The sequence below is a fragment of the Streptomyces sp. NPDC056161 genome (assembly GCF_042268025.1).
GTDB lineage: Bacteria > Actinomycetota > Actinomycetes > Streptomycetales > Streptomycetaceae > Streptomyces.
Genome location: NZ_JBHJUV010000044.1, coordinates 54,649 through 80,822 on the forward strand (window position 1 = coordinate 54,649; position 26,174 = coordinate 80,822).

Annotated in this window: 22 protein-coding genes and 3 pseudogenes; 8 read left to right on the forward strand and 17 right to left on the reverse strand. The window is 68.4% G+C overall.

Annotation, left to right across the window (positions count from 1 at the left end):
* Nucleotides 1-62 precede the first annotated feature (62 nt).
* The 4 genes from ACFC09_RS32940 to ACFC09_RS32955 form a co-directional block, all read right to left on the reverse strand.
* Nucleotides 63-731, reverse strand: a complete 669-nt coding sequence (locus ACFC09_RS32940) for a hypothetical protein (RefSeq protein ID WP_376534294.1) — start codon at nucleotides 729-731, stop codon at nucleotides 63-65.
* 43 nt (nucleotides 732-774) lie between these two features.
* Complete coding sequence (locus ACFC09_RS32945; RefSeq protein ID WP_376534296.1) at nucleotides 775-954, reverse strand: hypothetical protein; 180 nt, start codon at nucleotides 952-954, stop codon at nucleotides 775-777.
* A 1,194-nt stretch (nucleotides 955-2,148) separates the two neighbouring features.
* Nucleotides 2,149-2,568, reverse strand: coding sequence for a DUF5994 family protein (locus ACFC09_RS32950; RefSeq protein WP_376534298.1), 420 nt, complete (start codon nucleotides 2,566-2,568; stop codon nucleotides 2,149-2,151).
* An 85-nt stretch (nucleotides 2,569-2,653) separates the two neighbouring features.
* Nucleotides 2,654-2,971 carry a hypothetical protein gene (locus ACFC09_RS32955; protein WP_376534299.1) on the reverse strand — a complete coding sequence of 106 codons (318 nt, stop codon included), beginning with the start codon at nucleotides 2,969-2,971 and terminating at the stop codon, nucleotides 2,654-2,656.
* Nucleotides 2,972-3,350: 379 nt separating this feature from the next.
* Here ACFC09_RS32955 and ACFC09_RS32960 point away from each other — a divergent pair, with 379 nt between their 5' ends.
* The 3 genes from ACFC09_RS32960 to ACFC09_RS32970 all read left to right on the forward strand — a co-directional run bounded on the left by ACFC09_RS32960 (nucleotide 3,351) and on the right by ACFC09_RS32970 (nucleotide 6,396).
* Nucleotides 3,351-4,325: an STAS domain-containing protein gene (locus ACFC09_RS32960; protein ID WP_376534301.1), complete on the forward strand. Its 975-nt coding sequence runs from the start codon at nucleotides 3,351-3,353 to the stop codon at nucleotides 4,323-4,325.
* 229 nt (nucleotides 4,326-4,554) lie between these two features.
* A complete protein-coding gene (locus tag ACFC09_RS32965; RefSeq protein WP_376534303.1) occupies nucleotides 4,555-5,067 on the forward strand; it encodes a DUF5994 family protein in 513 nt (170 codons plus the stop codon).
* 135 nt (nucleotides 5,068-5,202) lie between these two features.
* Nucleotides 5,203-6,396, forward strand: a complete 1,194-nt coding sequence (locus ACFC09_RS32970) for a PP2C family protein-serine/threonine phosphatase (protein WP_376534305.1) — start codon at nucleotides 5,203-5,205, stop codon at nucleotides 6,394-6,396.
* Nucleotides 6,397-6,442: 46 nt separating this feature from the next.
* Here the strand turns inward: ACFC09_RS32970 and ACFC09_RS32975 are convergent, their stop codons facing one another.
* From ACFC09_RS32975 to ACFC09_RS32990, 4 genes are all read right to left on the reverse strand, one after another.
* A complete protein-coding gene (locus tag ACFC09_RS32975) occupies nucleotides 6,443-6,928 on the reverse strand; it encodes a DUF5994 family protein (RefSeq protein WP_376534307.1) in 486 nt (161 codons plus the stop codon).
* Between the two features lie 204 nt (nucleotides 6,929-7,132).
* Complete coding sequence (locus tag ACFC09_RS32980; RefSeq protein WP_376534309.1) at nucleotides 7,133-7,693, reverse strand: tyrosine-type recombinase/integrase; 561 nt, start codon at nucleotides 7,691-7,693, stop codon at nucleotides 7,133-7,135.
* Nucleotides 7,694-8,097: 404 nt separating this feature from the next.
* Nucleotides 8,098-8,565 (reverse strand): hypothetical protein, encoded by a 468-nt coding sequence (locus ACFC09_RS32985; protein WP_376534311.1) that lies wholly within the window; start codon nucleotides 8,563-8,565, stop codon nucleotides 8,098-8,100.
* Between the two features lie 543 nt (nucleotides 8,566-9,108).
* On the reverse strand, nucleotides 9,109-9,618 hold the full coding sequence (locus ACFC09_RS32990; RefSeq protein ID WP_376534313.1) for a hypothetical protein: 510 nt from the start codon (nucleotides 9,616-9,618) through the stop codon (nucleotides 9,109-9,111).
* 2,120 nt (nucleotides 9,619-11,738) lie between these two features.
* Here ACFC09_RS32990 and ACFC09_RS32995 point away from each other — a divergent pair.
* Nucleotides 11,739-12,197 (forward strand): DUF6650 family protein, encoded by a 459-nt coding sequence (locus ACFC09_RS32995; RefSeq protein WP_376534315.1) that lies wholly within the window; start codon nucleotides 11,739-11,741, stop codon nucleotides 12,195-12,197.
* Between the two features lie 440 nt (nucleotides 12,198-12,637).
* On the opposite strand, the gene ACFC09_RS33000 is transcribed toward ACFC09_RS32995, so the two are convergent.
* The 4 genes and pseudogenes from ACFC09_RS33000 to ACFC09_RS33015 form a co-directional block, all read right to left on the reverse strand.
* On the reverse strand, nucleotides 12,638-13,105 hold the full coding sequence (locus ACFC09_RS33000; protein ID WP_376534317.1) for a type II toxin-antitoxin system VapC family toxin: 468 nt from the start codon (nucleotides 13,103-13,105) through the stop codon (nucleotides 12,638-12,640).
* The gene (locus ACFC09_RS33005) at nucleotides 13,095-13,364 is read right to left on the reverse strand and encodes a type II toxin-antitoxin system Phd/YefM family antitoxin (RefSeq protein ID WP_376534319.1); all 270 of its coding nucleotides are present in this window, start codon (nucleotides 13,362-13,364) and stop codon (nucleotides 13,095-13,097) included. The genes ACFC09_RS33000 and ACFC09_RS33005 overlap by 11 nt, the downstream gene beginning before the upstream one ends.
* Before the next feature lie 537 nt (nucleotides 13,365-13,901).
* Nucleotides 13,902-14,960: pseudogene (locus ACFC09_RS33010) on the reverse strand (HAD family hydrolase).
* 308 nt (nucleotides 14,961-15,268) lie between these two features.
* Nucleotides 15,269-16,315: an SGNH/GDSL hydrolase family protein gene (locus ACFC09_RS33015; protein ID WP_376534321.1), complete on the reverse strand. Its 1,047-nt coding sequence runs from the start codon at nucleotides 16,313-16,315 to the stop codon at nucleotides 15,269-15,271.
* Nucleotides 16,316-16,798: 483 nt separating this feature from the next.
* Between ACFC09_RS33015 and ACFC09_RS33020 the strand changes: the two genes are divergently transcribed.
* Nucleotides 16,799-17,083, forward strand: coding sequence for a hypothetical protein (locus ACFC09_RS33020; RefSeq protein WP_376534323.1), 285 nt, complete (start codon nucleotides 16,799-16,801; stop codon nucleotides 17,081-17,083).
* On the opposite strand, the gene ACFC09_RS33025 is transcribed toward ACFC09_RS33020, so the two are convergent.
* Nucleotides 17,047-17,355: a hypothetical protein gene (locus ACFC09_RS33025; protein ID WP_376534325.1), complete on the reverse strand. Its 309-nt coding sequence runs from the start codon at nucleotides 17,353-17,355 to the stop codon at nucleotides 17,047-17,049. The two genes, ACFC09_RS33020 and ACFC09_RS33025, sit on opposite strands and share 37 nt — an antisense overlap.
* A gap of 216 nt (nucleotides 17,356-17,571) precedes the next feature.
* Here ACFC09_RS33025 and ACFC09_RS33030 point away from each other — a divergent pair, with 216 nt between their 5' ends.
* Nucleotides 17,572-18,384, forward strand: coding sequence for a PP2C family protein-serine/threonine phosphatase (locus ACFC09_RS33030; protein WP_376534327.1), 813 nt, complete (start codon nucleotides 17,572-17,574; stop codon nucleotides 18,382-18,384).
* 54 nt (nucleotides 18,385-18,438) lie between these two features.
* Nucleotides 18,439-19,443 carry an MASE1 domain-containing protein gene (locus ACFC09_RS33035; protein WP_376534329.1) on the forward strand — a complete coding sequence of 335 codons (1,005 nt, stop codon included), beginning with the start codon at nucleotides 18,439-18,441 and terminating at the stop codon, nucleotides 19,441-19,443.
* A gap of 183 nt (nucleotides 19,444-19,626) precedes the next feature.
* Here the strand turns inward: ACFC09_RS33035 and ACFC09_RS33040 are convergent.
* Nucleotides 19,627-19,839, reverse strand: a pseudogene (locus ACFC09_RS33040) (hypothetical protein); the annotation flags it as partial.
* A gap of 367 nt (nucleotides 19,840-20,206) precedes the next feature.
* Here ACFC09_RS33040 and ACFC09_RS33045 point away from each other — a divergent pair.
* The gene (locus ACFC09_RS33045) at nucleotides 20,207-21,421 is read left to right on the forward strand and encodes a glycoside hydrolase family 19 protein (protein WP_376534331.1); all 1,215 of its coding nucleotides are present in this window, start codon (nucleotides 20,207-20,209) and stop codon (nucleotides 21,419-21,421) included.
* 241 nt (nucleotides 21,422-21,662) lie between these two features.
* Here ACFC09_RS33045 and ACFC09_RS33050 read toward each other — a convergent pair whose 3' ends face one another.
* From ACFC09_RS33050 to ACFC09_RS33060, 3 genes and pseudogenes are all read right to left on the reverse strand, one after another.
* Nucleotides 21,663-22,436: a hypothetical protein gene (locus tag ACFC09_RS33050; protein WP_376534333.1), complete on the reverse strand. Its 774-nt coding sequence runs from the start codon at nucleotides 22,434-22,436 to the stop codon at nucleotides 21,663-21,665.
* A 509-nt stretch (nucleotides 22,437-22,945) separates the two neighbouring features.
* Nucleotides 22,946-25,711, reverse strand: a complete 2,766-nt coding sequence (locus ACFC09_RS33055; protein ID WP_376534335.1) for a phosphoesterase — start codon at nucleotides 25,709-25,711, stop codon at nucleotides 22,946-22,948.
* A 277-nt stretch (nucleotides 25,712-25,988) separates the two neighbouring features.
* Nucleotides 25,989-26,174: pseudogene (locus ACFC09_RS33060) on the reverse strand (ABC transporter ATP-binding protein); the annotation flags it as partial.

Sequence of the window (26,174 nt, forward strand, 5' to 3'; positions counted from 1 at the left end):
CGGATGGCGGGTCGGGTACGAGGGGCGTCAGGACCGATGCGGCCGGGGCCGGGGCGGAGCGGTCAGGCACGGTCGTCGGTGGAGCGCAGCGCGGCGGCGATGTGCAGTGCGGCCCGGGCGTGCCCGTCGCTCATGCCGTGGATGAACGCGAGTCCGTGGCGCAACCCCAGGGATGACGGGGTGTCCGGCAGCCACGCCAGCCATCGGCCCAGGCCGGCGGCCTGCTGCCAGTCCCGGCGCCGTACGGCCCGTACGAAGCCACGGGACAGATCCGTGGTCCGCCGCGTGAACCCTTCGGCCAGTGCGGGGGCGACGCCGGGCAGGGCGAGTGCCGCCAGGTGCGAGGCCCGGTGGGCCAGCCTCGGCCACGGGTCGGTCTCCACCCAGGCCACTGAAGGCTGTGCGGAAGGTGAGTCCTGCGGTGTGGCACCGGGCAGAAAAGCGCACGCTGCCTCGGTCAGGCCCTGGTAGCTCCACAACGACACGTCGGAGGCACCCGGCCCCGGCGGATACCCCTCCAGTGCTTCCCGCACCACGGACGCGTCCTCGCTGCCCGGCTCTGTGCGGGAGTTGAGCGCGTACGGTGCCAGGACGTCGGCGCCCAGCACCCTGACCGCCGCTGGTGTCAGCCCGTCGCCGGGCGGCAGCAACTCCGAGAGGATGTAGGGGCTGCCCTCGCCCCGCAGGGCGAGGGCGATCCCGCTCGCGGCGTCCGCGATCGCAGCACTCAACGCGGTGCTCTCCCGCGACCGCTCGGCCGGCATTCCCGAACCTTCAGGGCTTCTTCGGCCGCGGGGTAGGCGGCGAAATCAGCAGCGCGCTGCCGTAACTCCCGCCGAGGGCGCACTCGGGGCGACCCCACAGCTCGTGGCCGGGTTCCGGGGCATCCAGCAGCCCTTCGATTTCCACGGCGAGCGCCACGGCGTCCACCGATCGCACACGATCCGCAAGCATCCGGATCATCTCCTTCTCCCAAACGGGGTCACCGGCACCAAACGGTCCAACGAGGAAAGACCCAGTAGCGGCCGATCGACCCTGGAAAACTTCAGGACAAGATTTACGTCTAGCAACCGGCACCGCATTCAAAACCCGTATCGGAACAAGGTCACTCTCAAATCCGGCATAGTCCTGCCAACCGCCGCCGGGCGGCCCGCTGCCCCGGTTGGCTGAACCGGCACAAGCCCAGAGCAGCCTGGCGACGTCGGGTGTGCCCGGCGTGGCTGGCCTTCCTCCTGTCCTGTGGTGGCCGGGACTTCCCCACGACCGCTGGGGGCGGCAGAAACGGACCCACCAGTTTTGTCCGCCTCGCCGTGGCAGAGACCCGAGACACTCGGCAACTCTTCTCCCAGCACCAGCGCCACCCAGCGATCCGCACATCCACCGAAAGTGAGACAGGGTCGTTGGTTAGACACTCCCCTACTGGGTTTCTGATCCCGGTAGAGAAGAAGGAGTTCAAGAACGCGACTGCGATCTGCAAAAAGTGTCATTCAACAATGTCGTCACCACGTTCCTCGGATACGGAACCGTCCGCACATGACCCGCAACCGGCAGGTCTGACAGCAGGGCCCCGCCCCAGTACGAGCAACCAACGCCCGTGCCGGGCGGAGCCTTGTTCGGTTGGCACGGACGTCTGAAGAAGGCGCAAGGGGGGCCGTGGAGCCCTGTACGTTGCCGTCTACGTCCTCGCCGCCGTGGGACAGCGGGCGCAGGTCCACGGCCGCCCCGTCCGCGGGGAAGTCGCCCAAGCAGCAGCCACACCAGGCCGAGCCCCAGAGGGACTCCGGTGCCACCTGGCTGACGAATGTGGTGTCGGACGTTCGGCAACACGTGCACCACCCCCGGCCCCGCCTGGTCACGGTGTGGGAAGTTCTGCACCGTCGCTCGCGATGCGCTCTTGTACGCGCCGCGCTCCGAACCACCGTTCCCGGCCGGCCAGGGAACCCGGACACCACGGGGGATTCATGAAAAGAACCGCGGGACAGATCCTGAACGTACTCGCCGACCGGCGGAGCGTTCACGTCTAGTCGACGACAGAACTCGCTGCCCATGTCGACTCCGCAGCGGTGGCCACCGACAGGAGACGCAGGAAATAGCCAGGAAGCGATATTCAGGAGGCCCGAACTGCGCACCGTCACACGGCGTGTGTGGTCAACGGCGGCGGTGCGCCCCGCAAGCAGGACGTCCGCCGTGGCCGTCTCCATGAGCCGCTTCGGTCTCCTCTTCCGTGACGGCGGGTGGCACCGCGAGCAGGTCCCGGCGCCTGTACCCCGGAGCGAGCAGGCAGACGGGGTGTTCGGCTCGCGGCAAGTCCGTCCGACGCAGGTGCGCCCTCTGGTCCTCGGTGACCATCCCGTCCCCGGACAGCGACCACATCGTCCCGTTCACGAGAACGCTGCCGATGTGCCCACAGCGGTGTGGCCGCCCTGCGAGCAGTCCGGGGAGCTCGGCGACCAGGTCGTGGAGACCTCGGCCACCAGGCCCCGTCGATACGCCCACCCGGCCGGAGCCGCCGCGAAGGGCTGCTCCCGGAGCCGGGCGGAAGGCGGGTGAACGAAAGGGTGGGGTCACACGGTGATCATGAGGACCCTTGGGGCGGCGGGGGCGGGAGGCCCGCCGCGGTCGGAGGTCCGGCGGGCGACGGGCCGCGCGGCGGTCACACGCATTGTGCCGTCTCGCCCGGATGCGTCCGGTCGACCTGCGGCCTGCTGGCCTCCAGCCAGGAGCGGAGCGGGCCGGAGCCCCGCTCGGGGTCGAGCGTGAGGTGCAGACGCGTCCCTCTCCCCGAGGAGAACGCCGGGTAACTGCGTTGCTCGCCCCCGGCGAACAGCAGTCGGAGGGCGTCCGCGACGTGCCGGGCCGCTTCGGCGTCCGTGGAGACGATGCGGACCTCGACCCTGCCCTCGATGGGAGGGGCATCTGGAGCGTCCACGGTCAGCGATGAGTACGGTGAGTGCAGGGATTCGGTGGTCATCGGGGAACCTGTCCCGGGCCGGAAACAGCCCGTGTGGCGTCACGCGGCTCCAACCGTGCCGCGCGCCGAGGACGAGACCAGCCATGCCACCGGTGTACGAAGTACCCTCGACTCTCTCCACCCTACTCCTGGCACCCTCGGCGCAGCCGCTTCCGGTCGCGGGCGACGTACGGTTGAGGTACCGAGGGCATCACGCACTCCGGCCGCCACGCCGGGGTCGTCCCCGGCGAGAGACGGACCCCGGGCCGTCCCAGTGGTCGGCGCGGAGACGGGTCGGCATCATGTCCGCCGCGATCGAAGCAACTCCGCGGGGGCTCGTCCTGGCTGGGGCCGCGCTGAGTTCCTGCGCTGGTCCACGCCCCGGCCGAGGGGAAGTGTGATGGCCTTTTCCCGGCTGGACATCCGTCGGCGAAACCGCGGGGAGCGGACGCTCGTCACACTCGCCGGTGACATCGGACCGGCCACGACGCCGCTGCTGCGGGCCGCACTGGAGCAGTGTCTGCTGGACGGTGTCACCGTGATCGACATCGACCTGACCACGGTCGGTGCCTGCGACGCCAGGGGCTTGGACGTCCTCCTGTCGGCGTCACGGCGGGCCGGCCGGGTTCATGCCTCCCTGCGGCTGCACCACCCGTGCGCGCAGATCACCCAGCTCCTCGCTGTCACCGGATCTGCTTCGCTGCTCCTTGCGGCTCCTGTGAGCCCCGTGCCGCTCGCCGTACCCGGCGACCTCATGAGTACCGCGACGGGGATGCCCGCGGACCCCGTTCGTCGGGCGGACCAGCCGGTCCTCAAGGACGCGATCCGCCTTCGCCGGCTGACCCGCTGGCAGGTCGAAGGCATGCGCGAGGACATGGCGGACCTGGCTGCGGAGTCCGTCGCGGGCACCCCCGGCGAGGCTTACCACGACCGTGGAGACTTCCTGCGCCGCTTGGCGGTCATGGCTCACCGCCCCGGCTTCGCGCTGCTGGTCGCCGAGACTACGGTGCTGGTCGGTTGCGCCTTCGGTTTTCCGGTGGCCCCTGACGGCTCCGGCCGGCGGGGGTTCGACGGAACGCTCCAGGAGACCATCCAGCGGTTCACCTCCCGCGCGCGGTTCGTGGTCCTCACCCAGGTCGTGGCCCATCCGCACGCTCAGCACCGCGATATCGCCCGCCGCCTGCAACAGCGTCTGCTCACAGACCTGCACTCCTCCCTCGGGGTCACCCTGCTGCACCCTGCCGACCTGGCAGGACAAGCCGCCTTCTCGTCCTGGGGCTGGCAGAACATGGGTGAGGTCGTCGGGCTGCCCGGCCCCGTCGCCCCCTGCGTGTTGAGCCTGCCCGCCGAAGGGCTGTCGCCGGTACGCCGATGATGTGACGGAGGGGCGATGAGCCGGCGTTCGTGCCGGTCGCGGCGGTCACGCCACCCGTCGTCTGCCGTACGGGTATATCTCCGCGCGACGGCTGCGCGCCGCGCCGTCCGCCACGGCCGGAGTAGCCTGGCACGTACCGAGAGCTTTTCGGGCGCACGACCACGGCGGCGCCGTTCCCGGCGAGTGACAGACACCGGCAGCCGGAGGCCGCCTGGGACGGGACCGCACTATGGACGCCATCACCAAGCCCTCCGAAGGTCCGGCACCGGGTGACGGACACACCTACCGGATGCCCTTGCCCCGGCTGCGACTCACGCGGGACGCGAGCCACGGCCCTCTGGACGGGGCGTGGTGGCCGCGCTGCGCCGAACTGGAGCTGGAGCTGCCCGCGCTGGTCGGCTCCTTGGATCCGGGCGTCGGCACCGTCACCCATGTCACCGTGGGGACCGCCGCCTGGCCGGATGCCCCGCAGAAAGTGATGGCGCCCGGGCATGTGATCGAGGTGGTCCTGACCGACCTCGCCGCCGAGGCGCATGCCATCACCGTGGACTGCGGCACCGTGGGGCGCTGGGAACTGCTGGTGATCCCACCGGACGAGCCGGCCGGAACGGCTGCCGAGCTGCTGATCGCTGCCGCCGCCCCCGGGAACTCCCTGTCGGCTCCGCGCCTGCTCGCACTCGCCGAGTGCGGCCCCGACGGCCAGGACACATGGGAGTCGGAAGGAGGAGCCGGACTCAGATGAGGAGCCCCATCCGGTCGGGCCCACATGCCCGGCCGATCCGGGCGTCTACGACCCCTCGATGGAGCGATGACACCGGCAGACCCTGCGTCGTCCCAGCCCGCTCCCTGGCCGGCCCGGCCCGTGGCGGGTGAGTGGATGACGACCGGACGGTGCGCGGACCGCTCCGAGAGCTTCGGGGAAGCTCTGCTGGGCGAGGTCCTCGATCGCGCGCACGAACTGCCGCCCCATCTCATCGGGCCCTTGGTCGCCGACGTAATGGAGCGCCTCGGGGGCCGTCGGCCGCAGGTGCTGCTGCAGGACTACGGACAACTGCTGCTGGTACCCCTGCCCGGCGACGGCCTCACGGAGGGCGAACCGCAGGTGATCGACGACTCCGAGGCGGGCCGCTGTTTTCTCGACGCTCACCCCGTCGAGCAGCCCGAAGACGACGGCGTGCGGGTCCACCTGCCGCTGCTGGACGGCGGAGACCAGGTCGGGGTCATGGCAGTGACGTTGGACGGCGTCGATGACCACGACCGCCGTATCCTGCGCAGGATCGCCGGCCTGGTGGCCGACCTGCTGGTGACCAAGCACGGCTACTCCGACCTTTTCTTCGGTGTCCGACGCGGTGAACCGATGAGCGTCGCCGCAGAGATCCAGTGGTCCCTGCTGCCACCGCTGGCGATGATCATGCCTCGGGTCGCCGTGGCCGGGATCCTGGAACCCGCCTATGACGTGGCGGGGGACAGCTTCGACTACGCCCTCAACGGAGACGTCCTGCACGTGGCCATGATCGACGCGATGGGCCACGGCCTGGACGCGGCCACGATGGCCACCGTGGCCATCGGTGCCTACCGCCACGCCCGCCGCGCCGGGACCGGGCTGCCGGAGATCTACGACTTCATGGACCGCGCCGTGGCGGACCAGTTCGGCCCCGAGCACTTCGTGACCGCGCAGATGCTGCAGTTGGACACCGCGACGGGACATCTTCAGTGGGTCAACGCCGGGCACCCGTCACCGATGGTCGTCCGTGATCATCGTGTGGCCCTCCGGCTGAGCGGTCCGACGACCCTCCCTGTCGGCTTCGGCGGTCCCGAGCCACAGATGTGCGAGATGAAGCTGGAGCCCGGGGACCGTCTCCTCTGCTTCACCGACGGATTGATCGAGGAACACGCGACGGGTGAAGATCAGTTCGGAGAAGGTCAGCTGATCGGCTGGGTGAACCAGTTGGAGAGATCCGGCCGCGGGATCCGGACGGTGGCGCGCTCCTTGTCCCACGCGCTCAAGCGGGCGCGGGGCGGACACACCACGGACGACGCGACGCTGCTCCTGGTGGAGTGGCGCGGCTGACCTCACCGGTGTCGTCCGGTGTCGCTCCGCCGCCCACGGCTCGCTCTCAGACCGGCGGCGGCACCTGTGCGCTTCCGGTGTCGATGAGAATCTGTTCCGCCCGGGTGACGTTGTCGGCCCGGACGGCCTGAGCCATCGCTGCGCGGGCGGCCTCGGGTGCCGCGTCCGGTGGAACCACCAGCAACGAGAAGATGTCCTGATCGCCGCGGGTGATCAGGACGGTGTCGTCGCCCACCGGAAAAGAGTCGATGCGCACCACCCGGTCCTCGACGACGATCCGCGTCGGGAGCCCTTCCCAGGCTGCGGCGTCCAGCCCGACGCGTGTGACGGGGCCGAGGTGGCCGATGAGGGCGCTCAGCAGCGCGGGCAGTTCGGCGCCGATGTCGCGCGACCGCGGCCACCACGCACCGTCGAGGACGCCCTCGCGTGCCTCCGTGGTCTCCAGCCGAAGCAGCGCACACCCCGGTTGCACGGCCTCGTGAACACCACTGGGCAGATGCCGGGAAACAGGCCGCGCATCGGAGCCGGTCATGAGGATCACCCGTCTTCGGGAATCGGTGCGATCACGGGAGTCGCCTCGCCGTCTCCACGCTACTCCTCGTACCACGGCGAATCCGTTCTGGCAGGCCGGCTGCCCGGGGACAGGATGAACGTGAGAAGGGCCCGGCCCTCCTCCGGGGAGATCACGGAGGAGGGCCCTTCTCATGTCTGCTGGGAACATTCTGGGAACGCGCCGTCAGGCGGCCCTCCCGTCGGGAACATCGGGCCCCTCGGTCTCGTCGGCGGGAGCGTCGGGCGCCTCTTGCTCGTCGCCCGGGAGTTCGGGGTCGGTCTGGGCCTCTTCCGGGCTCTCGGCCCGTGGGACGACGGCAAGGGCTGCATCCGCCTCGGCCCTCTCGAACTGCGGCAGCACTGACGTGTACGTGTCGGCCGTCAGTGAGTAGCTGCTGTGGCCGAGGAGAGTCTGGATCTTCTTCATGTGGATGCCGGCGGCCAGGGAGAGCGTCGCTGCGCAGTGGCGGAGATCGTGGAGCCGGACGGGCGGCAGGTCCAGTTTCTTGATCAGCCGCCCGAATGCCTGGGACAGGTACTCGGGGTGATAGGCGCGGCCGTCCTCCCAGGTGTGGACGAGTCCGGCTTCTTGCCACGGGTGCTTCTTGTCGGTCTTGTTGTTCGGCTCGTCGGTCTGGCGGTGTTGGCGCTGGCGCTGCCATTCCTCGCCCCTACTACGTCGGCCGCATGCTTCCGGTACTCGTGCCGGCGCGGACCGGGCACCCGACGGTGCCGGACCTTCCATGCCGACCACACCACCTGCTCAACCCTGAAGAGGCCCACGCGCGGAGCATAGACAGGGCTATGAGGCTGTGTGACGGGGTCTGGTAATACCGCCGCGCCGCCCCCACGCGGCCAACACAGTCGATCAGAACCGCGACAGGCCGAGTACGCCTGGCCGCCCCCGGGCGCAGACTCAGCAGCGACCACAGCCACCACCCGCGAGTACGAGGGGAGGCAAAGCCTGGACCGTGCCCGTCGTCTGGCCGGGTCGGCCCGCGCCGGCCGAGAACTCCCAGCACGACTCGTAGCGCAAGGAGAATCGCAACAGTCAGAACGAGCCCGAACACCGCAGTAGCCGCTTCGGCGGGGTGGCCTTCCGGAGTACCAAGTGCTGGAAGGTATTGGATGGCCTTCCTCCAGATCGACTCACCGAAACGCCCGGAAAGTCGTCACTACCGTCACATCGATATCTGGTTGCTCGCCGGTCCATTCGACCTGTCGGGCCGGACCCCACAAGCCGCCGCCGGGCGTCCACCACAACAGGAGCTCGTTCGCTCTCCGCCCACACATGGAACGACCACCTGGTGACGACATTGACGATGCCCCCAGGTTGAGCAGGATCTGCAACAAGATGAACGCTTTGACGAGGTACGCGACCGCAGCCAGCGGCGCGACCTGATGCCACGAGCGCAACGCCGCGCGCACCTGCCGACCGACGGGAAACAGCCTGTAGGCGTCCCGGCCAAAAGGCCGTCTCACCCACGCCAGATGCGCCGCAACCCCGCGTCTGCTCCGCCGGACATAGGCGCTCGCTACACGGCCCAGAGTGTGTTGATACACCCACTCGCCCGCGGCGAGCAATGCTCGTCCGACGAGTTCGGCCAGGGCAAGCAACCGTTGCAGGAACCACGGACCCGCAACACGTCACGCGGGTCGACCGCCTCCGATATCCCCCATACGACTATGCCCGGCAGCGCGAGCACTAGGAACAAGCTGATCAGGAATCCGACCGCTTCAAGGGCCGTGCCCAGAGCAGCCCACGCGACTTCGATCACCCCGACAGTCTCGCCGAGCGCATTGCGGTGGCAAGTCCTGCTGGCCTGCTACCTCGCGCGCCCAACGGGTCATGGCCGAGATCGTTGAGGAGCTGGCGCGCCAGATCCCGGGGGCAGTTGGCGGACCCACCGGAGTTGCGGGACGAGTGTCTAACTGCATGACAACACCTACGGACCGGTGGACAGCCACGGACGCCAACGGACGACCGCCGCAGGTGAGCAGTGCCCTGGCCCAAGATGGAGAACCTGCCCAAGTTGCTTCGGACGAAGAGGTCGTGGGTTCAAATCCCGTCACCCCGACAGCTGAAGCAGAGAAGCTCAGGGCCGGTTTCCTTCACAGGAAACCGGCCCTGATGCGTTGTGCGCCCTTTGTGTGCCCTCCTCAGCCGGGGAGCTTTGCAAGCTGCGCCTCCAGCAGGCGCCGCGGAATCGTGTCCGTGATCACCATCACCGTCGTGAGGATGTTGTCGGTGCGGACGACGGCGTAGGTCGCGGGACTGCTTACGCCGAAGACGCTGGTGGTGAACCGGAAGCCGACGGAATCGTCCCCGAGATCCGGGGCCTGGGCCGCTTCGAGGTCGCGGTAGATCATGGGGGCGCCGGGAACCTTGAAGCTGCCCGAGCACTCCGTGAGCGCCTTGCGGACATCGTCGAGCGCCGAGCGGGCATCGCCTCCCTGATGGACAGTCACCCACAGGTTCCCGACGATGGAGTTCAGCTCGCCAGGGCCCGAGAATTCGCGGACGGCCCGGGCGGTCGCGGGGCGCGGCGTATCGGTCAAGGCCAGCTGCGCAATGGGTAGGCACTCCTCCTTGTCGGCCCGGTACGCCCCCTCCGGAAGCGAGTCCTTTGCCGGCTCGGTCACCCGGAGGCCGGCGACGGTCCCCACCATGGTGAGCTTCTCAAGGGTGGCGTCGGACAGGGAGGGCCTGGCCGCGGGCCCGTCTGCCGGGCCGCTGTACTCGGAGCCGTTGCAGGCAGTAAGGAGCAGAGCGATCGGAAGGGCAGCCACGGCAACGGTACGGCGAAGGCGCATTAAAGAGTGCTCGGTTCTCTGAACGTCGCCTCCAGCAAGAGGCAAGGCGAAGGTGGGCAAGATGTGCTGAGCCTCCGGCGGTGGGGCGCCCAGACGTTCGACAAGCGAAGATCTAAGGCCAGAAGCCCCAAGCGTCAAAACCCTTCGATGGTGCCTGGCAGTCCCCAACACCTCAAGGGCACCGGGGTCTCTCGCACGTATGCTGCCGCGCTCAAGACGGTGCAGCACGCCCCGATCACACGGTGCTTTTCTCGGTGCGCGGCCGGCGCTGGCAGGTCTCTCCTTGGCCATCGACGAAGCCCGACCGTTGGTTAGGTCCCAGGTCGTACCTGGGCCGCCCCCAGACAGAGCCGGGGATGCAACTGCTCTACAGAGCTGGACACCTCGGAAGCCGGCCGCGCGTCTGAGACCCTAGCCGTGGGCACTGACAATGCGCCCCATGAACATGACCTCCGAAGCTATGCGACCCGCACCACAAGCGCACCAGATCGAGCCGGGAACAGCGGGGAATCACGGTGAACGCCGCCGAGACCGGCGAGGCCCTGCGCGAACTGTTCGCCCAGTTCAGCGCTCCAACCAGCTCCCAGTGCCCGCAGCTTCCCAAGCTGAGAATCTCCGCTTCGTCTTTACGGACCAGCCCGTTGAGGCTTGCTCTGGCTGACGGACACACGGATAGCGTGGCTAAGGCCGGTGGGGGTACAGCGAGACACACGCGCGCCTGATCGGTCGACGCACCCACCACGGTGGTTAACTGTCGTCGGCGCAGGGACAGCACCGACAATTCCCCTGCTCCATTCAGTGGGTGGGCGCGAAGCCGGCGGACTGGTCGATGTGGAACGCGGAGCCCGGAGCCGTCGGAGTCCACCCCTCACCCAGCGCAAGCCGAACAGCCGCAGCAACACCGGACGGCCGTACAGGGCCAGCCTCACGACCGATCCAGTTGCTCGGATGCGGCTGGTCGGTGGTGACTACGAGCGTCATACCCGGGGTGTCCGCATGCTCGACCGCGAACGTGCACGGCGACCAGGCCAAGCCCTGGAAGTACGTCGGCCTGCCTCGCAGTCGCCAGCGGTAGGCCGTGCCGTCAACCACGATCCGTCGCGATCCCTTGCGGACGAGTGTCATGACTCCCCCCTTCAACAGCGACGATGCTAGCGAGCCCGGCCCATCCGACCGTCTCAGTTTCCGTCTCGTTCAGCGCCGTTCACGGCCGTTCAGACGGGGGCGAAGCCGGTAGCCGCTCCCATGGCTGGCCGCCCATGAACGCAGGTGAACAGCCCCGTCCGAGGCCCCCAGGACGACCACCACAGCTGGAAAGAGTGTTGCGAGCAACGTACCTGCGGCGCAACCGGCTTGACATGGTTGAATCGTCGTGAGGTGATCCACCCACCGTGATCCTCTGGGGGGAGAAACCTTATGTCGCACATGGCCATGACGCTTGCTGGGGCTGATTCACCGAGTGAGCATTTTCAGTTGGCCGCCTTTACGGCGATGGCAGCGGTTGTCTTCATATGGCTGGGGCGGAGACAACGCCGAACCGGGCGCAGTCTGATCGCTCCGAACGAGACGATGAGAGCGGGCGATCGACTGATCCAACCACCGCCGCCAAGCCGCGGCCATCGAACTGCCGGGTGCGCGTGGATCGGCGTCGGGAGCATCTTCGTCTTGCCAGCAGTGTTCAACGTCGTGGCAGCAATCCAGGAGCTCATCGGTTGAGCCTCCGGGCGGCCCCGGCCCATTGCGCCGGGGTACCAGCGCACCACATCCGCACCAGATCGAGCGGGGAACAGCGGGGAACCACGGTGAAAGCGGCCCAGCCCGAAGTGGCCACAGTCCGGCCGTTCACCCAGGTCAGCCCCCGAACCGCCCGCGAATGACCGCAGCTTCCCAAGCTGAGAGCATGGGTCCCGCTGATAAGGCACGTCGGCGGCACGGAGGCTGATAGACACAGGAAATCGACCGGGAATGGGAAACCAATGGGCATCCGGCCAACGGCCTTGAGTGCGTTCGGGTTTGGCGTCAACTGGGAGTTCACAAAGTCGGACAAAGTCGTTGCACAGAAGGTCTTGGACTTCCTCGCCGACAAGCGTGTGTTGACGGTCGGGCGTGCCCGCCCGCAGGTCGAAGCCGCGCGTTGCCTCGCGTCGGCCTCTGAGTGCCGGGCGAAGCTGGCCGAGTACCTAGACCAACTGGAGAAGCCGGGCAAGACCGACCTGCGCACCTGGCTACGCGCAATACGTGAAGGCTTCACGAACTTCCTCGAAGCTGGCGGGCACAACGGTGAGCGCTTCGGTTCTGGCTCTGAGAGGGAGTTCAACGAGGCTTTGGCGCTGCTACGAGATCGAACCCAGCAGCAAGCGGACGAGGTCTCAGACCGCTACAGGCTCACCGGCCTAAGCCTTCCAGAACACGAGGGGTGGCCGGACGGCTTCTAGCAAGAAGCATGGCAACGGCCTGACAGCAGGGAGTTGTGGTACAGCAGCGAAGCACTACAACCCCAGCCACCGGTAGCACCCAACAGCGGTCCTCAGCAGACTGCCGGCAGCCTGTATGACCTCCAATGACCGATCTCTCCAGAGCTACGGATCAGAAGGCTTCCGACATCCACGGCTGACATCAACGACGCCGGACGGCGGCGTACACCAGCGTCTCCGTCCGGCCGTGGCACCAGTTGACGAGAGCGGCCAGAGCGGCCAGAGCGGCCTCGGATCGAACTCCGAAAGCGGGTGTAGCAGGTTCGAATTCTACCTGGAGCACTGTGCCAAGGGCCGGTTCAGGAGGTTTGATCCCCGAACCGGCCTTGCTGCGTGATCGCGCCCATGCCGCGCTCGCACCACGAAGTCCGTTGCGCTCCCACGGACCCGGTGCCCTGGTATCAGCCTTCGTGAGGGACCTTTGGACGGGTGACCGGTACGACAGTGAGGAGATCGTCCAGCCCCTTGAAGTCTTCTGGGTTGGTTGTGAAGAGGGGAAGGTCCTCGGCCACGGCGATGGCAGCGATCATCAGGTCGGCCACCCGGCGGCGCGGCTTACGACCCGTGCTGATCACCGCGGCACAGATGCGACCGTAGATGCGGGCCGCGTCGGCGTCGAAGGGGATGGGGTCGAACTCGCTCTCGGCGCGTTGCAGAACGTCGAGCCTGCGGGCGCGTTCGGCGTGTTCGTCGTAGCGGCTCTGTTCGTCGTTGCGACGGACCTCGTGCGGACCGGCGGACAACTCGGCCAGGGTGATGGCGGTGATCGCCATTTCGTCGGGCAGTTCTTCGGGAGCCACCCACCGACGCAGAATCATGATGTTGGTGTCGAGGAGTCCTTGCTCGTACGTCGAGCCGTTAGGGGGCATAGGGATCGTCCAGATACGTGTCGGCCGTGGCGTCCTGGTCGGCACGGAAGGTGTCGAGGCCGGTGTCGGGGGCGGTCCTCGACAGCGCGGCGAACTCCTGACGGGAGACGAACCGACGACGTCGCCGCAGCGGGACGAGCTGACCGATAGGGTGCCCGTCACGGGTGACGGTGAACGACTGGCCGCCCTGTATGGCGTCCATGATCTCTCGGGACCGGTTACGCAGATCCCGCTGAGTGATTTCGGGCTGAACGCTCATATCAATCACGGTAGCACTCGGTGCTACCAGGTAGCACTTCCTCGGCGGCTCGCACTGACAAGCCCCCGGCCGCGCACGCAGTGAGCGACCAGGGCGGGACCGGCGATCGCCATGAGCAGCCTGAAATGCTCCGGCAAACGTGCACTGCATCGGCGCAGCCCAGACCGTGAGACGAGTGGCAGGGCCTCCCACGTCCGCGACGCAAGGCGGGTGGGTGAGTAGCCGTCTCGCGGGCAGTCCCGCCGGAACGGATTCAGCACACATGAGGACGGGAAATCGCGCGAACAAGCGAGAACCACGGAGGGGCATCTGACCAGGTCAGCTGTCCTGCGATCGACGTTTATGCAGGTCACGGACCTGACCAGGGAAATCTCCCAAACCAGGTGTCGCAGGTTCGAATCCTGCCGGGGGCACAGCTTGTGTAGCAGGTCAGCGCCGTACGGGCGCTCTGTTCTATGCGGACAGAGGACCCGTTTCGTGATTAAAGTCCACGTGGCGTCCACCTCACCCGGCGATCATGGTTCGATCTTCGCCTGGTCAGGGGACTTGATCGCAGCAAGTAGCGCCTGCGCTGCCAAGCGGGACGAGGACGGCGGGCTGCCGTCGTGCGCCAGACACAGGCTCGTTGTCAGCTGCGGCCACCGGGCGGGGAGGCCCGGACCGCAGACGGCTGCCCCTGCCGCGTTCGTCGGCGGGGGCAGGCCGTACAAACGTCCGTACAAACGTTGACCGCCCCGCCCCACCCCGGCCAGGGGGTGGGGCGGCTTGCTCTGACCGAGTCAGAGCGCAGAACAGGACGACCGTCGACGGAACACAGATACGCCGGCCGGCATCCGCATACGGGCCGAGGACGCCTGATCGCCAGACGTGGTCGCGCAGGGTGATGTAGTGCCGTTGGACTTCCCGGAAGATGCGGTCGGGTGCGGTGACGACCACGGCCGTGTGTTCGTCGAGTTGCTCGGCCGGGGCGATCCGGGAGTTCTGTCGGCAGACGATGTGGTCGGCTGCGGAGCGGTACGGGTGGGTGCCTTCGTGCAGGTACCCCTGACGCACGAGCGCGGTGTGCGCCACGGCTTGGCGGGCCGGACGGATGTCGTTGTCCACGCGGTCGCCGACGTACAGCATCTCGTCGGCCTGCGCGGGAGCCTCCGCGGGCACGCCCTCGGCGACGCGGTCGAAGAACGCGCGCTCGGGCTTGCCGGCGCCCCGGTCGTCGGACGTGCCGATCAGGTCCACGTCGTTGGAGTACGGCTCACGCGGGATCCGGCCCGCGCGAAACCGGCTGGTTCTCGGCGATACCCGGCCGCAGCCGGTCCGCCCGCAGCGCGGCGAGCGCGTCTCGTACGTCCGGGTACAGGTCCGCCTCACTGAAGGTCCCGGCCGGGCCGCCTCGGCGCGGCGCTCGCGTTCGGCGTACAGGCCGAAGCCGGGCCGGAACTCCTGGAAGGTGTCGCGGTAGTCGCGGCCTTGGGCGATGACGGCGCCGAACATGGTGTGGACGGTGTGCCGGGGTACGCCGAGCCGGCCGGCCCAGGTGCCGTATTCGGTGGTCTCGTCGACGAGGCACTCGCCGACGTCGAAGATCACCGCGCGCATCGTGGTCGGGAGCGCACCCGGGCATGACGAAACGGCCCCCGCTGCCCGAAGGCGGCAGAGGCCGCAGTCACTGAGGTGCGGGGTGAGGTCGGTCCAGTGGGGTTTTCGGAGGGTGCTCCGGGTACTTGACCGCGCCGTGCGGGGCACACTGCGAAAAAGCGGCCACCGTCTGCCGGTCTCAGGAGAGCGTGCTGGGTGGGGTACGGCCAGGAAGCGGGGCCCGTGGTCATGCTGCCGTCGGCAACGGGGGATCGGGGCTGCGCGCGGGGTAAGGGCGCGGGTCCGGTTCCCAGCTGGGGGCTGTGCCCTTACCGGTTGAGGATCTGCTCGACCTTGTCGGCCACCCGCTCGGCCTGGATGTCGCGCCCCTTCTCGTTGGGGTGCAAGTACCACGGGAGCTTCTGGCCGCCGCCGAAGTCGATCCGGGAGTTCTCCAGCAGGCCGCCGATGCCCCGGCCCGCGCCGTCGCACGCCGTGTTGTTCCCGGTGTGGTCGTAGAGGTCCACGAAGTCGGCGCCGGCGTCCGCGGCGGCCTTCTTCATGTCGCCGTCCAGCCGCTTCTGGATCTGGTCCAGGACCGGCAGGGCGTCCTGCGGGATGTCGGCGAGCGGCAGTTCCGTCTGGCCGGGCGCCGCGGTCAGGCACTTCTTCGTGTCCGCGGGCACCAGCCTGGGATAGCCGACCAGGACGGGCTTCGCGTCGGGGGAGAAGTACCGGATGCGTTCGAGCAGCTCCTCCAGGTCCCAGCCGACCCGCTCGTACTGGCCGTCCAGCCACTCCTTCCCGTCCCCGGACGCGAAGAAGTCGCGGCACGCGGCGGCCGGCTGGTCCCCGTCCACCGGCGTGCCGGGCAGCAGAGCCCCCTCATCGCCGCGGAGCTTGGCGGAACACTGCTTCAGGATGCGGTTGAAGCCCAGCGTGTTGCCGCCCATGCTGCCCACGGCCAGCTGGGTGTCGGCCTTGAGCGCGTCCTGTTGCGGCGGGAGCTCGCCGAGGCCGAAGGGCAGCTCCTGCTTCTCCCAGAAGTGATGGATGAGTGCGCCTCCGCAGGAGACGTCCGACTGGACGTCGAGCGTGATGCCCTTGTCCGCGAGGCGCCGGGTGGCGACGGTGGGGTAGTTCTCCTTCGCCTGGAAGCAGAAGAACTTTTCGCTGCCTTCGTGGTTCACGGGAGCGATGCCGTAGTTGGCGGTGTAGGAGTCGCCGAAGAAGACGGTCGGTACGGGGTCGGCGGGCGCCGCGTCGGCGCTTGCCGCCGGGCCGGCGAGCGCCAGGCAGCTGCCGAACGCGGCGGCCGTGGCGGCAAGCCGTCGTACCGCCGGAGTTTTCGTCGTCTTGCGCATGGCCGAAGACATGGCTGTGCCCTTTCGTCGAGGCCCACGAGGAGAGGCGAGCGAGCCGGAACGCTCCGTATTCACTCATAAACGGAACGTGATATTCCAGTGAGCGTGAGCCGCAACCAGGTGTTCCTGGACAACCCCTTCGCGTGCGTCCATCGCGCCTGTTCAGCAGGGGTCCGGGGAGACTTGGCCAACGAGTCCGGGTGAGGTCATGACCCGAAAGAGGAGCAGCCTGCCTGGCTACCGCGCGGACCCGGCAGCGTGGCCGCGCGATGAAGGGGCAGAGGCACCTGGCAGCCCGAGCACCGGGTGGGGCGATTCAAGGCTCCAACCGGAGTTTCGTGACGCCCCGTTCCGCGCGCTCGCAGCAGATGCCCGGTTCGGATGACCCATGCGCCTGTCCGAGCGTCTTTCGGGCGTGCCACGAACGGGAGGTACGCGCTGCGGGGTATGCCGTTTCGAGCAAGGTGGCCTTTGGGATACGCGAGGAGATCAGCCATGTACGCAGTGGTTCGGCGGTACGAAGGGGTGACGGATCCTGCCGAGGCGGGACGCCGGGTGGACGAGGGGTTCGTCCCCCTCCTCCGCCAGGTCCCCGGCTTCGTGGCCTACTACTGGATCGACGCCGGGGAGGGAGTGATGGTCTCCACCAGCATCTATGAAGACCGGGCCGGTGCCGACGAGTCGGTCAGGACAGCGGCGGACTTCGTACGGGACAACCTCGTGTCGCTGCTTCCCAACCCTCCTCAGGTCACGGCCGGCCAGGTCGTGGCTGCTGGGTAGAGACCTCCGCAGGGGGCTGGATCCCCGGTGTTCCCGCGCCCGGCGGTGGCCTGGAAGCCGAAACCCGAGGCCGATTGAATGCCGGTAATTGCTTCACTGCCCTCCATGACCCCGTTGTCGCTGCGCAGGTCCGTGTGGATCAGCAGCACCCCTCCGCTCGCGGGCAGAGCGAAGTTCACGTGGGCGTTGTAGGCGATCTCCCACACCCCCGTGTAGGGGATGGTGAGCGTCGGGACGTCGGAGACGTATATGCACCACCAGGAGCGGGGCACGCCGCCGGCGCGGCACGCAGTCGGCCGGTGGACCTCAGCCGGTGGACCTCGGCCTCGGCCTCGGCGAGATCATCGTCCACTGAGACCGCTGCCTCGCCCTGGCGGGCCTCGCGTCAGTTGTCGATGTTGCTGAATTAGGGCCGTCTGGCCCATTCACCGCAGACAGGTCGACCTGGTGTTCTACGTGAGGGGGTGCCTGACCGGAGGGCTGCTGCCATGTGGAGCATTGGGGCCGGAGAGGCCGAACCCCCTCTCACACGTTTGGTCGATCACGTGTTCGATGGGATCGTGCTGCAGGAAAGCCGGGTGGAGCTTGCTGCGGCGTTGCAGCGCCATATGCTCCCGCCTGAGCTGCCACAGTTGCCCCGTCTGCGGATCGCGGCCTGCTACGCCCCCGCATGGGCAGGACTCGATGTCGGCGGTGACTGGTACGACGCCTTCATCCTGCATGACGGCTCTGTCGGACTCACCCTCGGGGACGTGGAGGGCCACGATGTGGAGGCGGCCGCCGTCATGGGGCAGATACGCACCAGCCTCCGAGCCGTCGCGGACATGACCCCCGATCCCGGGCAGGTGCTGAGCCGGTCGAACGACCTGCTCGTCGCCATGCGCTGCGAGCGTTTCGCGACCTGCTGCTTCGCACGATTCGATCCGGAATCCGGCGATCTGGCCGTGTCGCACGCCGGAGACATCCCGATGCTGTGGGCCCCCGTGGGGGGAGAGTGCGAGTTCTCCCATGACGAGACGGGCATGCCTCTGGGCATCCTCCCTCGGCAGCGGTACGAGGTGGCCCATCGACGTCTGGACCAGGCCGGGGCATTGATCATGTTCACCGACGGAGTGGTGGAGGGGCCGGACTTTCCTATCGAGTCCGGACTGTCGTGCGTGACCGAGACGCTCAGCGCCGGCTTTGCCGAAGGGCCTGACGTGGTGGCGGCCAGGGTGCTCCAGATAGCCGACCTGACCGGCCATAACGACGACGCGGCCGTGCTCGTCGCCTTGTACGACCCGGCTGCGAACGAGCGCTGAGCAGCCACTCCGAGCCGCTGTGCCCAGCGGGTGGTCGCGGGGGATCATAGAGGCATGAAGGGCCGCGCGCACACGGCGCTGTCTGAGCCGTACAAGCGGTACGGCATCACGGGCGTGCAGATTGTCACCATTGCTGCGATCTATTTCGGTGCAGGCAAGCTGGGCCTGCTTGAACAGCTGGTGCGCAATGTGGTCACGCCTTTGTGGCCGCCCACGGGCATCGCCCTGGCGGGGTTTCTCCTGCTGGGTCTGCGGGCGTGGCCCGGGGTGGCGCTCGGCGCGATTCTCGTCAACGTCACTCTCGGATTGCCGGTGGCCGCACTCCTCGTGATCGCCGTCGGCAACACGCTCGCCCCTGTCTGCTCCTACCTGCTACTTCGCCGGGTGGGCTTCCGCACCGAGATGAACCGCTTCCGTGACGCGCTCGCGCTGGTCTTCCTCGGCGCTCTCGTGGGGATGCTGATCAGCGCGACCCTTGGCAGCGGGGTTCTCGTGTTGACCGGCGTCCTCCCCGCCAACGCCTTCTGGCCCGCCTGGTCGGTCTGGTGGGCCGGCGACGCGACGGGCGTGCTCGTGGTCTCGACGGCCCTGCTGGCATTGCGCTCGGCCCGGTGGCCGAGGGGCGTGAGCCCGTGGCGTTGGGTGGAGGCGGCAGCGTTGCTCGTGAGCATGATCGGGATCGCTTACCTGGCGACGCGAACCGCGAATCTGCTGTTCCTCATCTCTCCCTTCCTGATCTGGGCCGCGTTCCGCTTCCAGCGGGCCGGCGCCGTCCCGTGCGCCATGATCGCGTCAACGTTCGCGATCCTCGCCGCCACGGATGGGACGGGTCCCTTCGCCGGCCACGGACTTTTCACCAACATGGTGACTCTCCAGGCGTTCGACGGCGTCACCGCGCTGACCGCGCTGCTCCTCGCGGCGCTGATCACCGAGCGCAGGCAGGCCCGCTCAGAGATCGAACACGCTTGTTCACGGCTCGCCGATGCGGTGAAGCACCTGCCACACGATCTTCGCCAGTACCGCACGCAGCAGCCGCCCTCACAACCTGAGCACCACTGAGTGATCAGTGGTGGCTGTGGCAACGGAGGTCACTCGCCAAGCCAGGCAATGATCTTGGTGGGCAGGCGGGCCGCCCAGTTGGCCGAACTCCTGAAGCGGGTGTCGCAGGAGTGGGTTTCGTTGCGCAGGTTCGAATCCCGCCGGGGGCGCCAGGAAAAACCGGGGGCATCAGGAAAAGGGCGCCTACGGATCTCCGTAGGCGCCCTGTGACATCCAGGTGTGACAGCAACGGGGGCGGTCACTGACGACCGGGCGCCTCCTGAACAGCCGGTCCGGGTGGCTCATGGCCTCGCGCTGCGTGTCCTGGGGGACGTGCGTGTACACGTCCATGGCGACGCCGAGCTGCGAGTGGCCCAGGATTTCCGTCACGACGCGGGGCGCGACCCCTGCCGCCGTCGCGCCTGCGACCCCGACCCCGACCGCGGTCCCGGCCCCCGCCCCCGCCCCCGCCCCCGCCCCCGCCCCCGCCCCGGTGACGGTGTCCTGAGCTGTCTTGATGGCGTCGGCGATTTGCGCTGGGCACCCGCTCGCCTCGCCCCTTCTGTTGAACCATTCCTCCCCGAGGCCCGTTTCGATGTTCGCGGAAGCGCGTGCGAGGCCGCGCCGGGACGGGCGCCGTCAGGAGAGGACAGGGGGAGGCGGCCCGCAGACCTCGCGGACGGGCTCCGTGACGGTTGGTGAGAGACGTGGACCCGGGACCCGGCAGCCCGCGTCCGCGGTTCCCGGCCGCCTCCTCTGCACAGCCCATCAAGGAGTGACATACATGAGGTTCACCATCCCCCACTGGAGAGCGCACGTGACCCGGCGCAATGTCGGCCTCGGCGCGGCGATAGGACTCGTGCTGGGTACAGTCGGTGCCGGGGTCGTGCTCTCCCAGCCGTCCGAGGTGTCCTTGGCGGGCGAAGCGGTGGGCGGTCAGATCACCGGCTTCGCCGGCAAGTGCATCGACGTGGCGGACGGCAACAGCACGAGCGGCACGCAGGTTCAGCTCTACGACTGCAACGGCACGCCGGCCCAGCAGTGGGCCAATCCCGGTGACGGAACCCTGCGGGCGTTCGGCAAGTGCCTGGACGTCCGGTACGGCAGCACCGCCGACGCGGCGGACGTGCAGTTGGCGGACTGCAACGGCGGACCCGCCCAGCAGTGGGTGATCACCGAGGCCAAGGACATCGTCAACCCGGCCGCGAACAAGTGCCTGGACGTGCGCGCGTACAACAGCGCCAACCGCACTCCCCTCCAGATCTGGCACTGCCAGGGCTCCGCGAACGAGAAGTGGAACGTGTCCGCGGGCAGCAATTCTTCGGTCCCCGACGCGCAGAAGCCCGCTCCCGCCCCGCCGGCCGACAGCGGACCCACGTCCGGATTCGTCGTCAGCGAAGCGCAGTTCAACCAGATGTTCCCGAACCGCAATCCCGTCTACACCTATGACGGGCTGCGGGCGGCACTGAGCGCCTACCCCGCCTTCGCCAACACCGGCGACGACACGCTGAAGAAGCGGGAGGCCGCCGCGTTCCTGGCCAACGTGAACCACGAGACCGGCGGTCTCGCGCACATCGTCGAGCAGAACACGGCCAACTACCCGTCCTACTGCGATGCCAGCCAGCCCTACGGTTGCCCGGCCGGCCAGGCGTCCTACTACGGCCGCGGCCCCATGCAGCTCAGCTGGAACTACAACTACAAGGCCGCGGGTGACGCGCTCGGCATCGACCTGTTGAACAACCCGGGTCTGGTGGAGAGCGACTCCTCCGTCGCCTGGAAGACCGGCCTGTGGTACTGGAACACCCAGTCCGGCCCGGGTTCGATGACACCGCACGATGCCGTAGTCAACAACGCCGGCTTCGGCCAGACCATCCGCTCCATCAACGGCGCCCTGGAGTGCGACGGCAAGTACCCCGCCGAGGTGCAGAGCCGCGTGGATTCCTACGTGGGCTTCAGCCAGATCCTCGGGATCGATCCGGGGGGCAACCTCTCCTGCTGAGCGGGAGCGCACCGACCGCACTCCCATGAAGGAACACAGCACGTGGGAACCGCGGAGGGGGGTCTTCCCGGGCGAGGCAGACGGCGAGCGGCGTTTCCGCGAGTCGCAGCCCCGCTCGGGGAGAACCCCCCGCCGGAACGGAGCGTGCGACCACGCGGTCCGTCGCGCCCGTCGGCCGTCAGTAGCAGTTACTGTCAGTAGCGGGGTCGTCAGTAGCAGCGGCCATCAGTAGCGGTGGCCATCAGTAGCGGTGGCCGGGCCAGTGCGGGTCCGTCCAGCGGTCCTCGTCGGTGAGTCCGAGCAGCCGTATCCGGTGCCGCAGGTCCGCCGGTGCGCCGGACTCGCCCAGTCGCACCGCGCCGCGGTCGAGGAGCCAGGCGACCAGTTCGGCGCGCATCTCCTCCTCGTCGTTCTCGTACCAGTGGACGTACCACGGCAGACGGTCGCCCAGGAGTTCGTACTCCCAATCGGCGGCCGCCTCGGTGAGACGTCGGTCGCTGAGGCGGCCCGTCTGCTTCTCCCAGTCGGCGAGCCAGGGGCCGAGCGTTCCGGACGCCTCGGCACACATCGCCAGGACCTGGTGGGCCGGGACGGCCGCATCCGGATCGGTGAGGCTCTGCACCCACCAGGCGTGCAGGAACTCACGTACCGGACCGGCGTGCTCGTCGGGCCACTGCTGCCAGTGGCCGCGGGCGAAGGAGTGCCCGGCCTCTTCCAGTCCGAACAGAGGTTCCGCGCGACCGGCGACCAGGACCCTGGCGAACTGCGGCAGGATGCGGCGCAGCACGGCCGCGTGATCGGTCCAGTCGATGGCCTGCCAGGTCCGGCGCAGGAGGCCCGGCTCCAGTTCCACGTCGGGCGTCTTCAGCAGGAAGAGTTCCTCCGAACTGCCCCAGTGGCACTCGCAGTTGTGCTCGTCCGGATGTGCGGTCATGCCGTGGAAGGTGGCGGAGAGACGGTCCAGGGCGGCGCTGAGGCGGCGGCGTGCGGGAGGGTCGGCGAGTTGCTTCGTCATGTCCGGCCACACCCTCGGCCGCGCGGTCCTGACCGCCACCGCCGAAACCCCCGCCTGACCGAGTACGGGCGGGCGCCGAACCGGCGCTCCGACCGCCCGTACCGGCCCACGGACGGCTCTCGACCGCAGGTCGTGAACGCACCGCAGGTCGTGAACACACCGCACGTCATGAACGCACCGCAGGTGATGAACGCACCGCAGGTCATGCACCCGGGCCACCCGAGTGTGCCCCTCACGTGGCGACGTTGTCTGCGAGGGGCACACCCTGCGTGGACATCCGCCTCGCCGGGCCTGTCGTGAGGCAGAGCGCAGCCTGGGCCCGGCGGCGGTACCCGGGTTCAGACTGGCGCCGGTCCGGCGGGGCGGCCAGCCGGGGAGGGCATCCGGGTGAACGGCTGATCGGCGGGCGTGCGGGGCAACAATGAACGGCCGCAGGCCCCTGGCCGACGGTGACGTCGGTCAGGGGCCTGCGGGCTGGTCGGATCAGTTGGCTGGATCAGTTGGCTGGATCAGCCGTCGTTCTCCGCCGAGGGGATGTAGGCGCCGGGCACGTCGTTCGGCGCGTAGATCTTGTTCTCACCGGGGTACGGCGTCGAGAAGTTGTGCGTCTGGTACCAGGTGAAGTGGTCCATCTGCTCGGGGTTCGCGAAGTCGGGCACGGCCTTGGAACCGGTCAGCCGCTGCTTCGACTGCCAGGTCGTCCACTCGGCCGCGACCTTCTGCTGCGCCGCCGGGATCTTGGTGGTCGTCGGCGCGGGCGCCGCGCTGGGGTTCTGCGGCGCGGGGGTGTCCGAGCCGCAGGAGGGCTGGGTGCTCAGGCCCAGGGTCAGCGAGGTCCGGTTGGGCACGGCCGTGAACGGCGTGTTGTCCGGCTTGTCGGTGAAGGCTCCGTACATCGGGGTGGCCGCGGAGTCCTTCTGGTTCATCGGGTGGACGCCGAGGATCTGCTCGATGGTGCGGACCATCGTGATCTGCGAGTAGTAGTGGCTGTCGACGGTGTCGTGCTTGGCCCAGGGGCTGATGACCTGGACCGGGGCGCGGTGGCCGTCGACGTGGTCGAGACCGGCCTGGGAGTCGTCCTCGACGACGAAGATCGCCGAGTCCTTCCAGTACTTGCTGTGCGAGATCTCGTCGACCATCCGGCCGACCGCGAGGTCGTTGTCCGCGACCTGGGCGGCCGCGTTCGCGGGACCGCCGGTGTGGTCGTTGGACAGCCAGAACATGTTCAGGTCGGCAGGACCGTTCTTCTCGAAGTCCTGCTTCCAGATCTGCTCCTTGTAGATGTCCGGCACGCTGGTGTCGAACATCGGGAAGCCCTGCACCGACACGTCGTTGAGCGACGGGATCGCCGAGCCCACCTGGATGGGGTAGGCGGTCTTCTGCCCGGTGGCGTCCATGGTCTTGGCGTCGCAGTACAGGTTCTGCCAGGACGCGCCGGTCGGCTTGCTCTCGGACGACTGGAACTCGCCGAAGTCCTTGACGGACTTCCCGGCCGCCTGCGCACCGGTCCAGATGAAGCCGGACTTCTGGTGGCCGAGCGCGTCGTTCTCGGTGTCGTAGCTGCGGGTGTACTCACCGGCCGAGGACTCGGTGTACTCCGGGTTGTCGGCCTGCATGAGCCAGTTGTGGCCCTCGGCGGAGTTCGTGCCGATGTCGTAGAAGTTGTCGTACAGTCCGAACTGCGAGGCCAGGGCGTGCTGGTTCGGCGTCACGTTCTCGCCGAACTGCGTGAACGCCGAGTTGCCGTTGCCCTGCTTCATGTCGCCGAAGACCTGGTCGTAGGTCCGGTTCTCCTTGACGATCATGAAGACGTGCTTGATCGTCGAGGGGGCGCCGATCTGCGTCGGGACCGGCACGGCCTTCTTGTGGCTGCCGCTGTTGCCCTTGGCCAGCTCGACCGAGTTCTTGGTCCAGCCGTTCTGCTTGAAGACCTTGCTGGTCTCGGACTTGATGACCTTGTCGCTCGGCAGCGTGAACTGCGTCAGGCTGGAGGTCGTGTCGTGGGTGCCGTGCGCACCGGCGGTGGCGTCGGGGCGCAGGGCGTCGATACCACGGGTGTTGGAGACGACCACGGTCTTGCCCACGGTGGTGATCTCCGAGGGGAAGTAGTCCGTGGGGAGCAGGCCGACGTAGCCGGCCGGGTCCTGCGGGGACTTGTACCGGTAGACGGCGACCGCGTTGGCGCGGCCCAGCGTCACCAGCAGGTGACCGTCGTCGGTGAGCGTCACCGCGTTCGGCTCGTAGCCGACCGACGCCTCCGGCCACGGCTGGGTGGAGATGGTCTGGACGACCTTGTCCTTGCGGGAGTCGATGACCGACACGTTGTTGTCGGCGGTGTTGGTGACGAACACCGCGCCGTTCTTCGCGTACACCGCGGTCGGGTGCAGACCGACGTCGATGCTGCCTACGGCGGCGGCGGAGTCCGCGAGGTCGATGACGCTGACCGTGCCGGTGGTGGTGGCACCGGTCTTCGGGTCGGCCGGCACCTGGGTGCCGTACGAGTTGATGGTGGTCTCGCCGGCCTTGGCCGGACGCCCGCCCTCGTTGCTGACGTAGAGCTTGCTGCCGACCACGGTCATGCCGCGCGGGGCGTTGCCCACGGCCCAGCTCTGCTTGATGGTCCCGGTGGCGGCGTCGATGGCGACGACGCGGTTCTGGCCGTTGACCGCGGAGTACACGGTGGAGCCGTCGGCCGAGAACACCGCGGCACCCACCAGGGCGTGCTTGGAGCCGTCGGCCGGGATGGAGACGGCCGTCGGGTTGGCGAGGGTGCCGTCCGCGTTCACGGTGAACTTGGTGTACCCGTCGCTCTGGCCGAGCCACAGCTGCTTGCCGTCGGGCGAGTAGGTCGGGCCCTCCTGGCCGACGGAGGCGCTGCTGATGCGCAGGTCGTCCTTGGCGTTGGTGCCGACCTTCTGCTTCACCTGACCGGTCTTGAGGTCCATGATGACCAGCGCGGCGTCACCGTCGGTGACCGCGGCCGCCAGGTGGGCGCCGTCCGGGCTGACCGTCGACGACATGATCTTGCCGTCGTTGATGACGGTGCGGCTGCCGTACGGGTCGATGTACTGGTCGGAGGAGATGACCTGACCGTTGGCCGTCTGCTGGCCGACCTGCTGGGTGCCGAACTGGCCCGTCTGGGCGACAGCGGTGCCCGTGACGGCGAGGACGACTGCGATGCCCGCCGTCACCAGGGTGGCCCGGCGGCCTACGCGTCTGCCGAAAAGGCTGATCTGGTCCTTCTCGGCGATCCGACGCTGCCGTGTTACCTGCATTGATGTTTCCCTTCGAGGTGCGAGCAGTGCGCCGTGACCGGCGAACTGCCTCTGCGGGGTCGGTGTGTCACCGGTCGGGGGCCGGGCCTGGAAGCGGTTGCCCGCTTCCTCGGTCCGGCGGCCCGCGCCGTGGGACGACCGTCTGGTGCGACGTCGAGTTGGTGGTCAGCCGGCCCTGCGGCTTCGACGTCGGAGGAATGCCAGAAGACGACGCAGGCCCGTCGTTGGGGGGTTTGCTGGCAACGTTGTCCGTAGCGGTGGTCAGTGGTGGTCGAGGTCACCGGCCAGTCTCCGGCTGGTCGGTGAGGGCGAGGAAAGCGGCTTCGAGGGGCGAGATGACGGGGGCGAGTTCGCGCAGCGCGACACCGGACTGCACGAGCTTCACCACCAGGTCGTCGAGGGCGGGCACCAGTGCGCGGACGACGAGTACGCCGCCGTCCTGCCGGGGACCGGCCTCGTCCAC

Excerpts from the sequence above, each read along its gene's own strand:
- ACFC09_RS32945 (WP_376534296.1), bottom strand. The coding sequence starts at position 954 with ATGCTTGCGGATCGTGTGCGATCGGTGGACGCCGTGGCGCTCGCCGTG.
- ACFC09_RS32955 (WP_376534299.1), bottom strand. The coding sequence starts at position 2,971 with ATGACCACCGAATCCCTGCACTCACCGTACTCATCGCTGACCGTGGAC.
- ACFC09_RS32960 (WP_376534301.1), top strand. The coding sequence starts at position 3,351 with ATGGCCTTTTCCCGGCTGGACATCCGTCGGCGAAACCGCGGGGAGCGG.
- ACFC09_RS32965 (WP_376534303.1), top strand. The coding sequence starts at position 4,555 with ATGGACGCCATCACCAAGCCCTCCGAAGGTCCGGCACCGGGTGACGGA.
- ACFC09_RS32970 (WP_376534305.1), top strand. The coding sequence starts at position 5,203 with ATGACGACCGGACGGTGCGCGGACCGCTCCGAGAGCTTCGGGGAAGCT.
- ACFC09_RS32975 (WP_376534307.1), bottom strand. The coding sequence starts at position 6,928 with ATGACCGGCTCCGATGCGCGGCCTGTTTCCCGGCATCTGCCCAGTGGT.
- ACFC09_RS32980 (WP_376534309.1), bottom strand. The coding sequence starts at position 7,693 with ATGGAAGGTCCGGCACCGTCGGGTGCCCGGTCCGCGCCGGCACGAGTA.
- ACFC09_RS32990 (WP_376534313.1), bottom strand. The coding sequence starts at position 9,618 with ATGGTGGGGACCGTCGCCGGCCTCCGGGTGACCGAGCCGGCAAAGGAC.
- ACFC09_RS32995 (WP_376534315.1), top strand. The coding sequence starts at position 11,739 with ATGGGCATCCGGCCAACGGCCTTGAGTGCGTTCGGGTTTGGCGTCAAC.
- ACFC09_RS33000 (WP_376534317.1), bottom strand. The coding sequence starts at position 13,105 with ATGCCCCCTAACGGCTCGACGTACGAGCAAGGACTCCTCGACACCAAC.
- ACFC09_RS33005 (WP_376534319.1), bottom strand. The coding sequence starts at position 13,364 with ATGAGCGTTCAGCCCGAAATCACTCAGCGGGATCTGCGTAACCGGTCC.
- ACFC09_RS33015 (WP_376534321.1), bottom strand. The coding sequence starts at position 16,315 with ATGTCTTCGGCCATGCGCAAGACGACGAAAACTCCGGCGGTACGACGG.
- ACFC09_RS33020 (WP_376534323.1), top strand. The coding sequence starts at position 16,799 with ATGTACGCAGTGGTTCGGCGGTACGAAGGGGTGACGGATCCTGCCGAG.
- ACFC09_RS33030 (WP_376534327.1), top strand. The coding sequence starts at position 17,572 with ATGTGGAGCATTGGGGCCGGAGAGGCCGAACCCCCTCTCACACGTTTG.
- ACFC09_RS33035 (WP_376534329.1), top strand. The coding sequence starts at position 18,439 with ATGAAGGGCCGCGCGCACACGGCGCTGTCTGAGCCGTACAAGCGGTAC.
- ACFC09_RS33045 (WP_376534331.1), top strand. The coding sequence starts at position 20,207 with ATGAGGTTCACCATCCCCCACTGGAGAGCGCACGTGACCCGGCGCAAT.
- ACFC09_RS33050 (WP_376534333.1), bottom strand. The coding sequence starts at position 22,436 with ATGACGAAGCAACTCGCCGACCCTCCCGCACGCCGCCGCCTCAGCGCC.
- ACFC09_RS33055 (WP_376534335.1), bottom strand. The coding sequence starts at position 25,711 with ATGCAGGTAACACGGCAGCGTCGGATCGCCGAGAAGGACCAGATCAGC.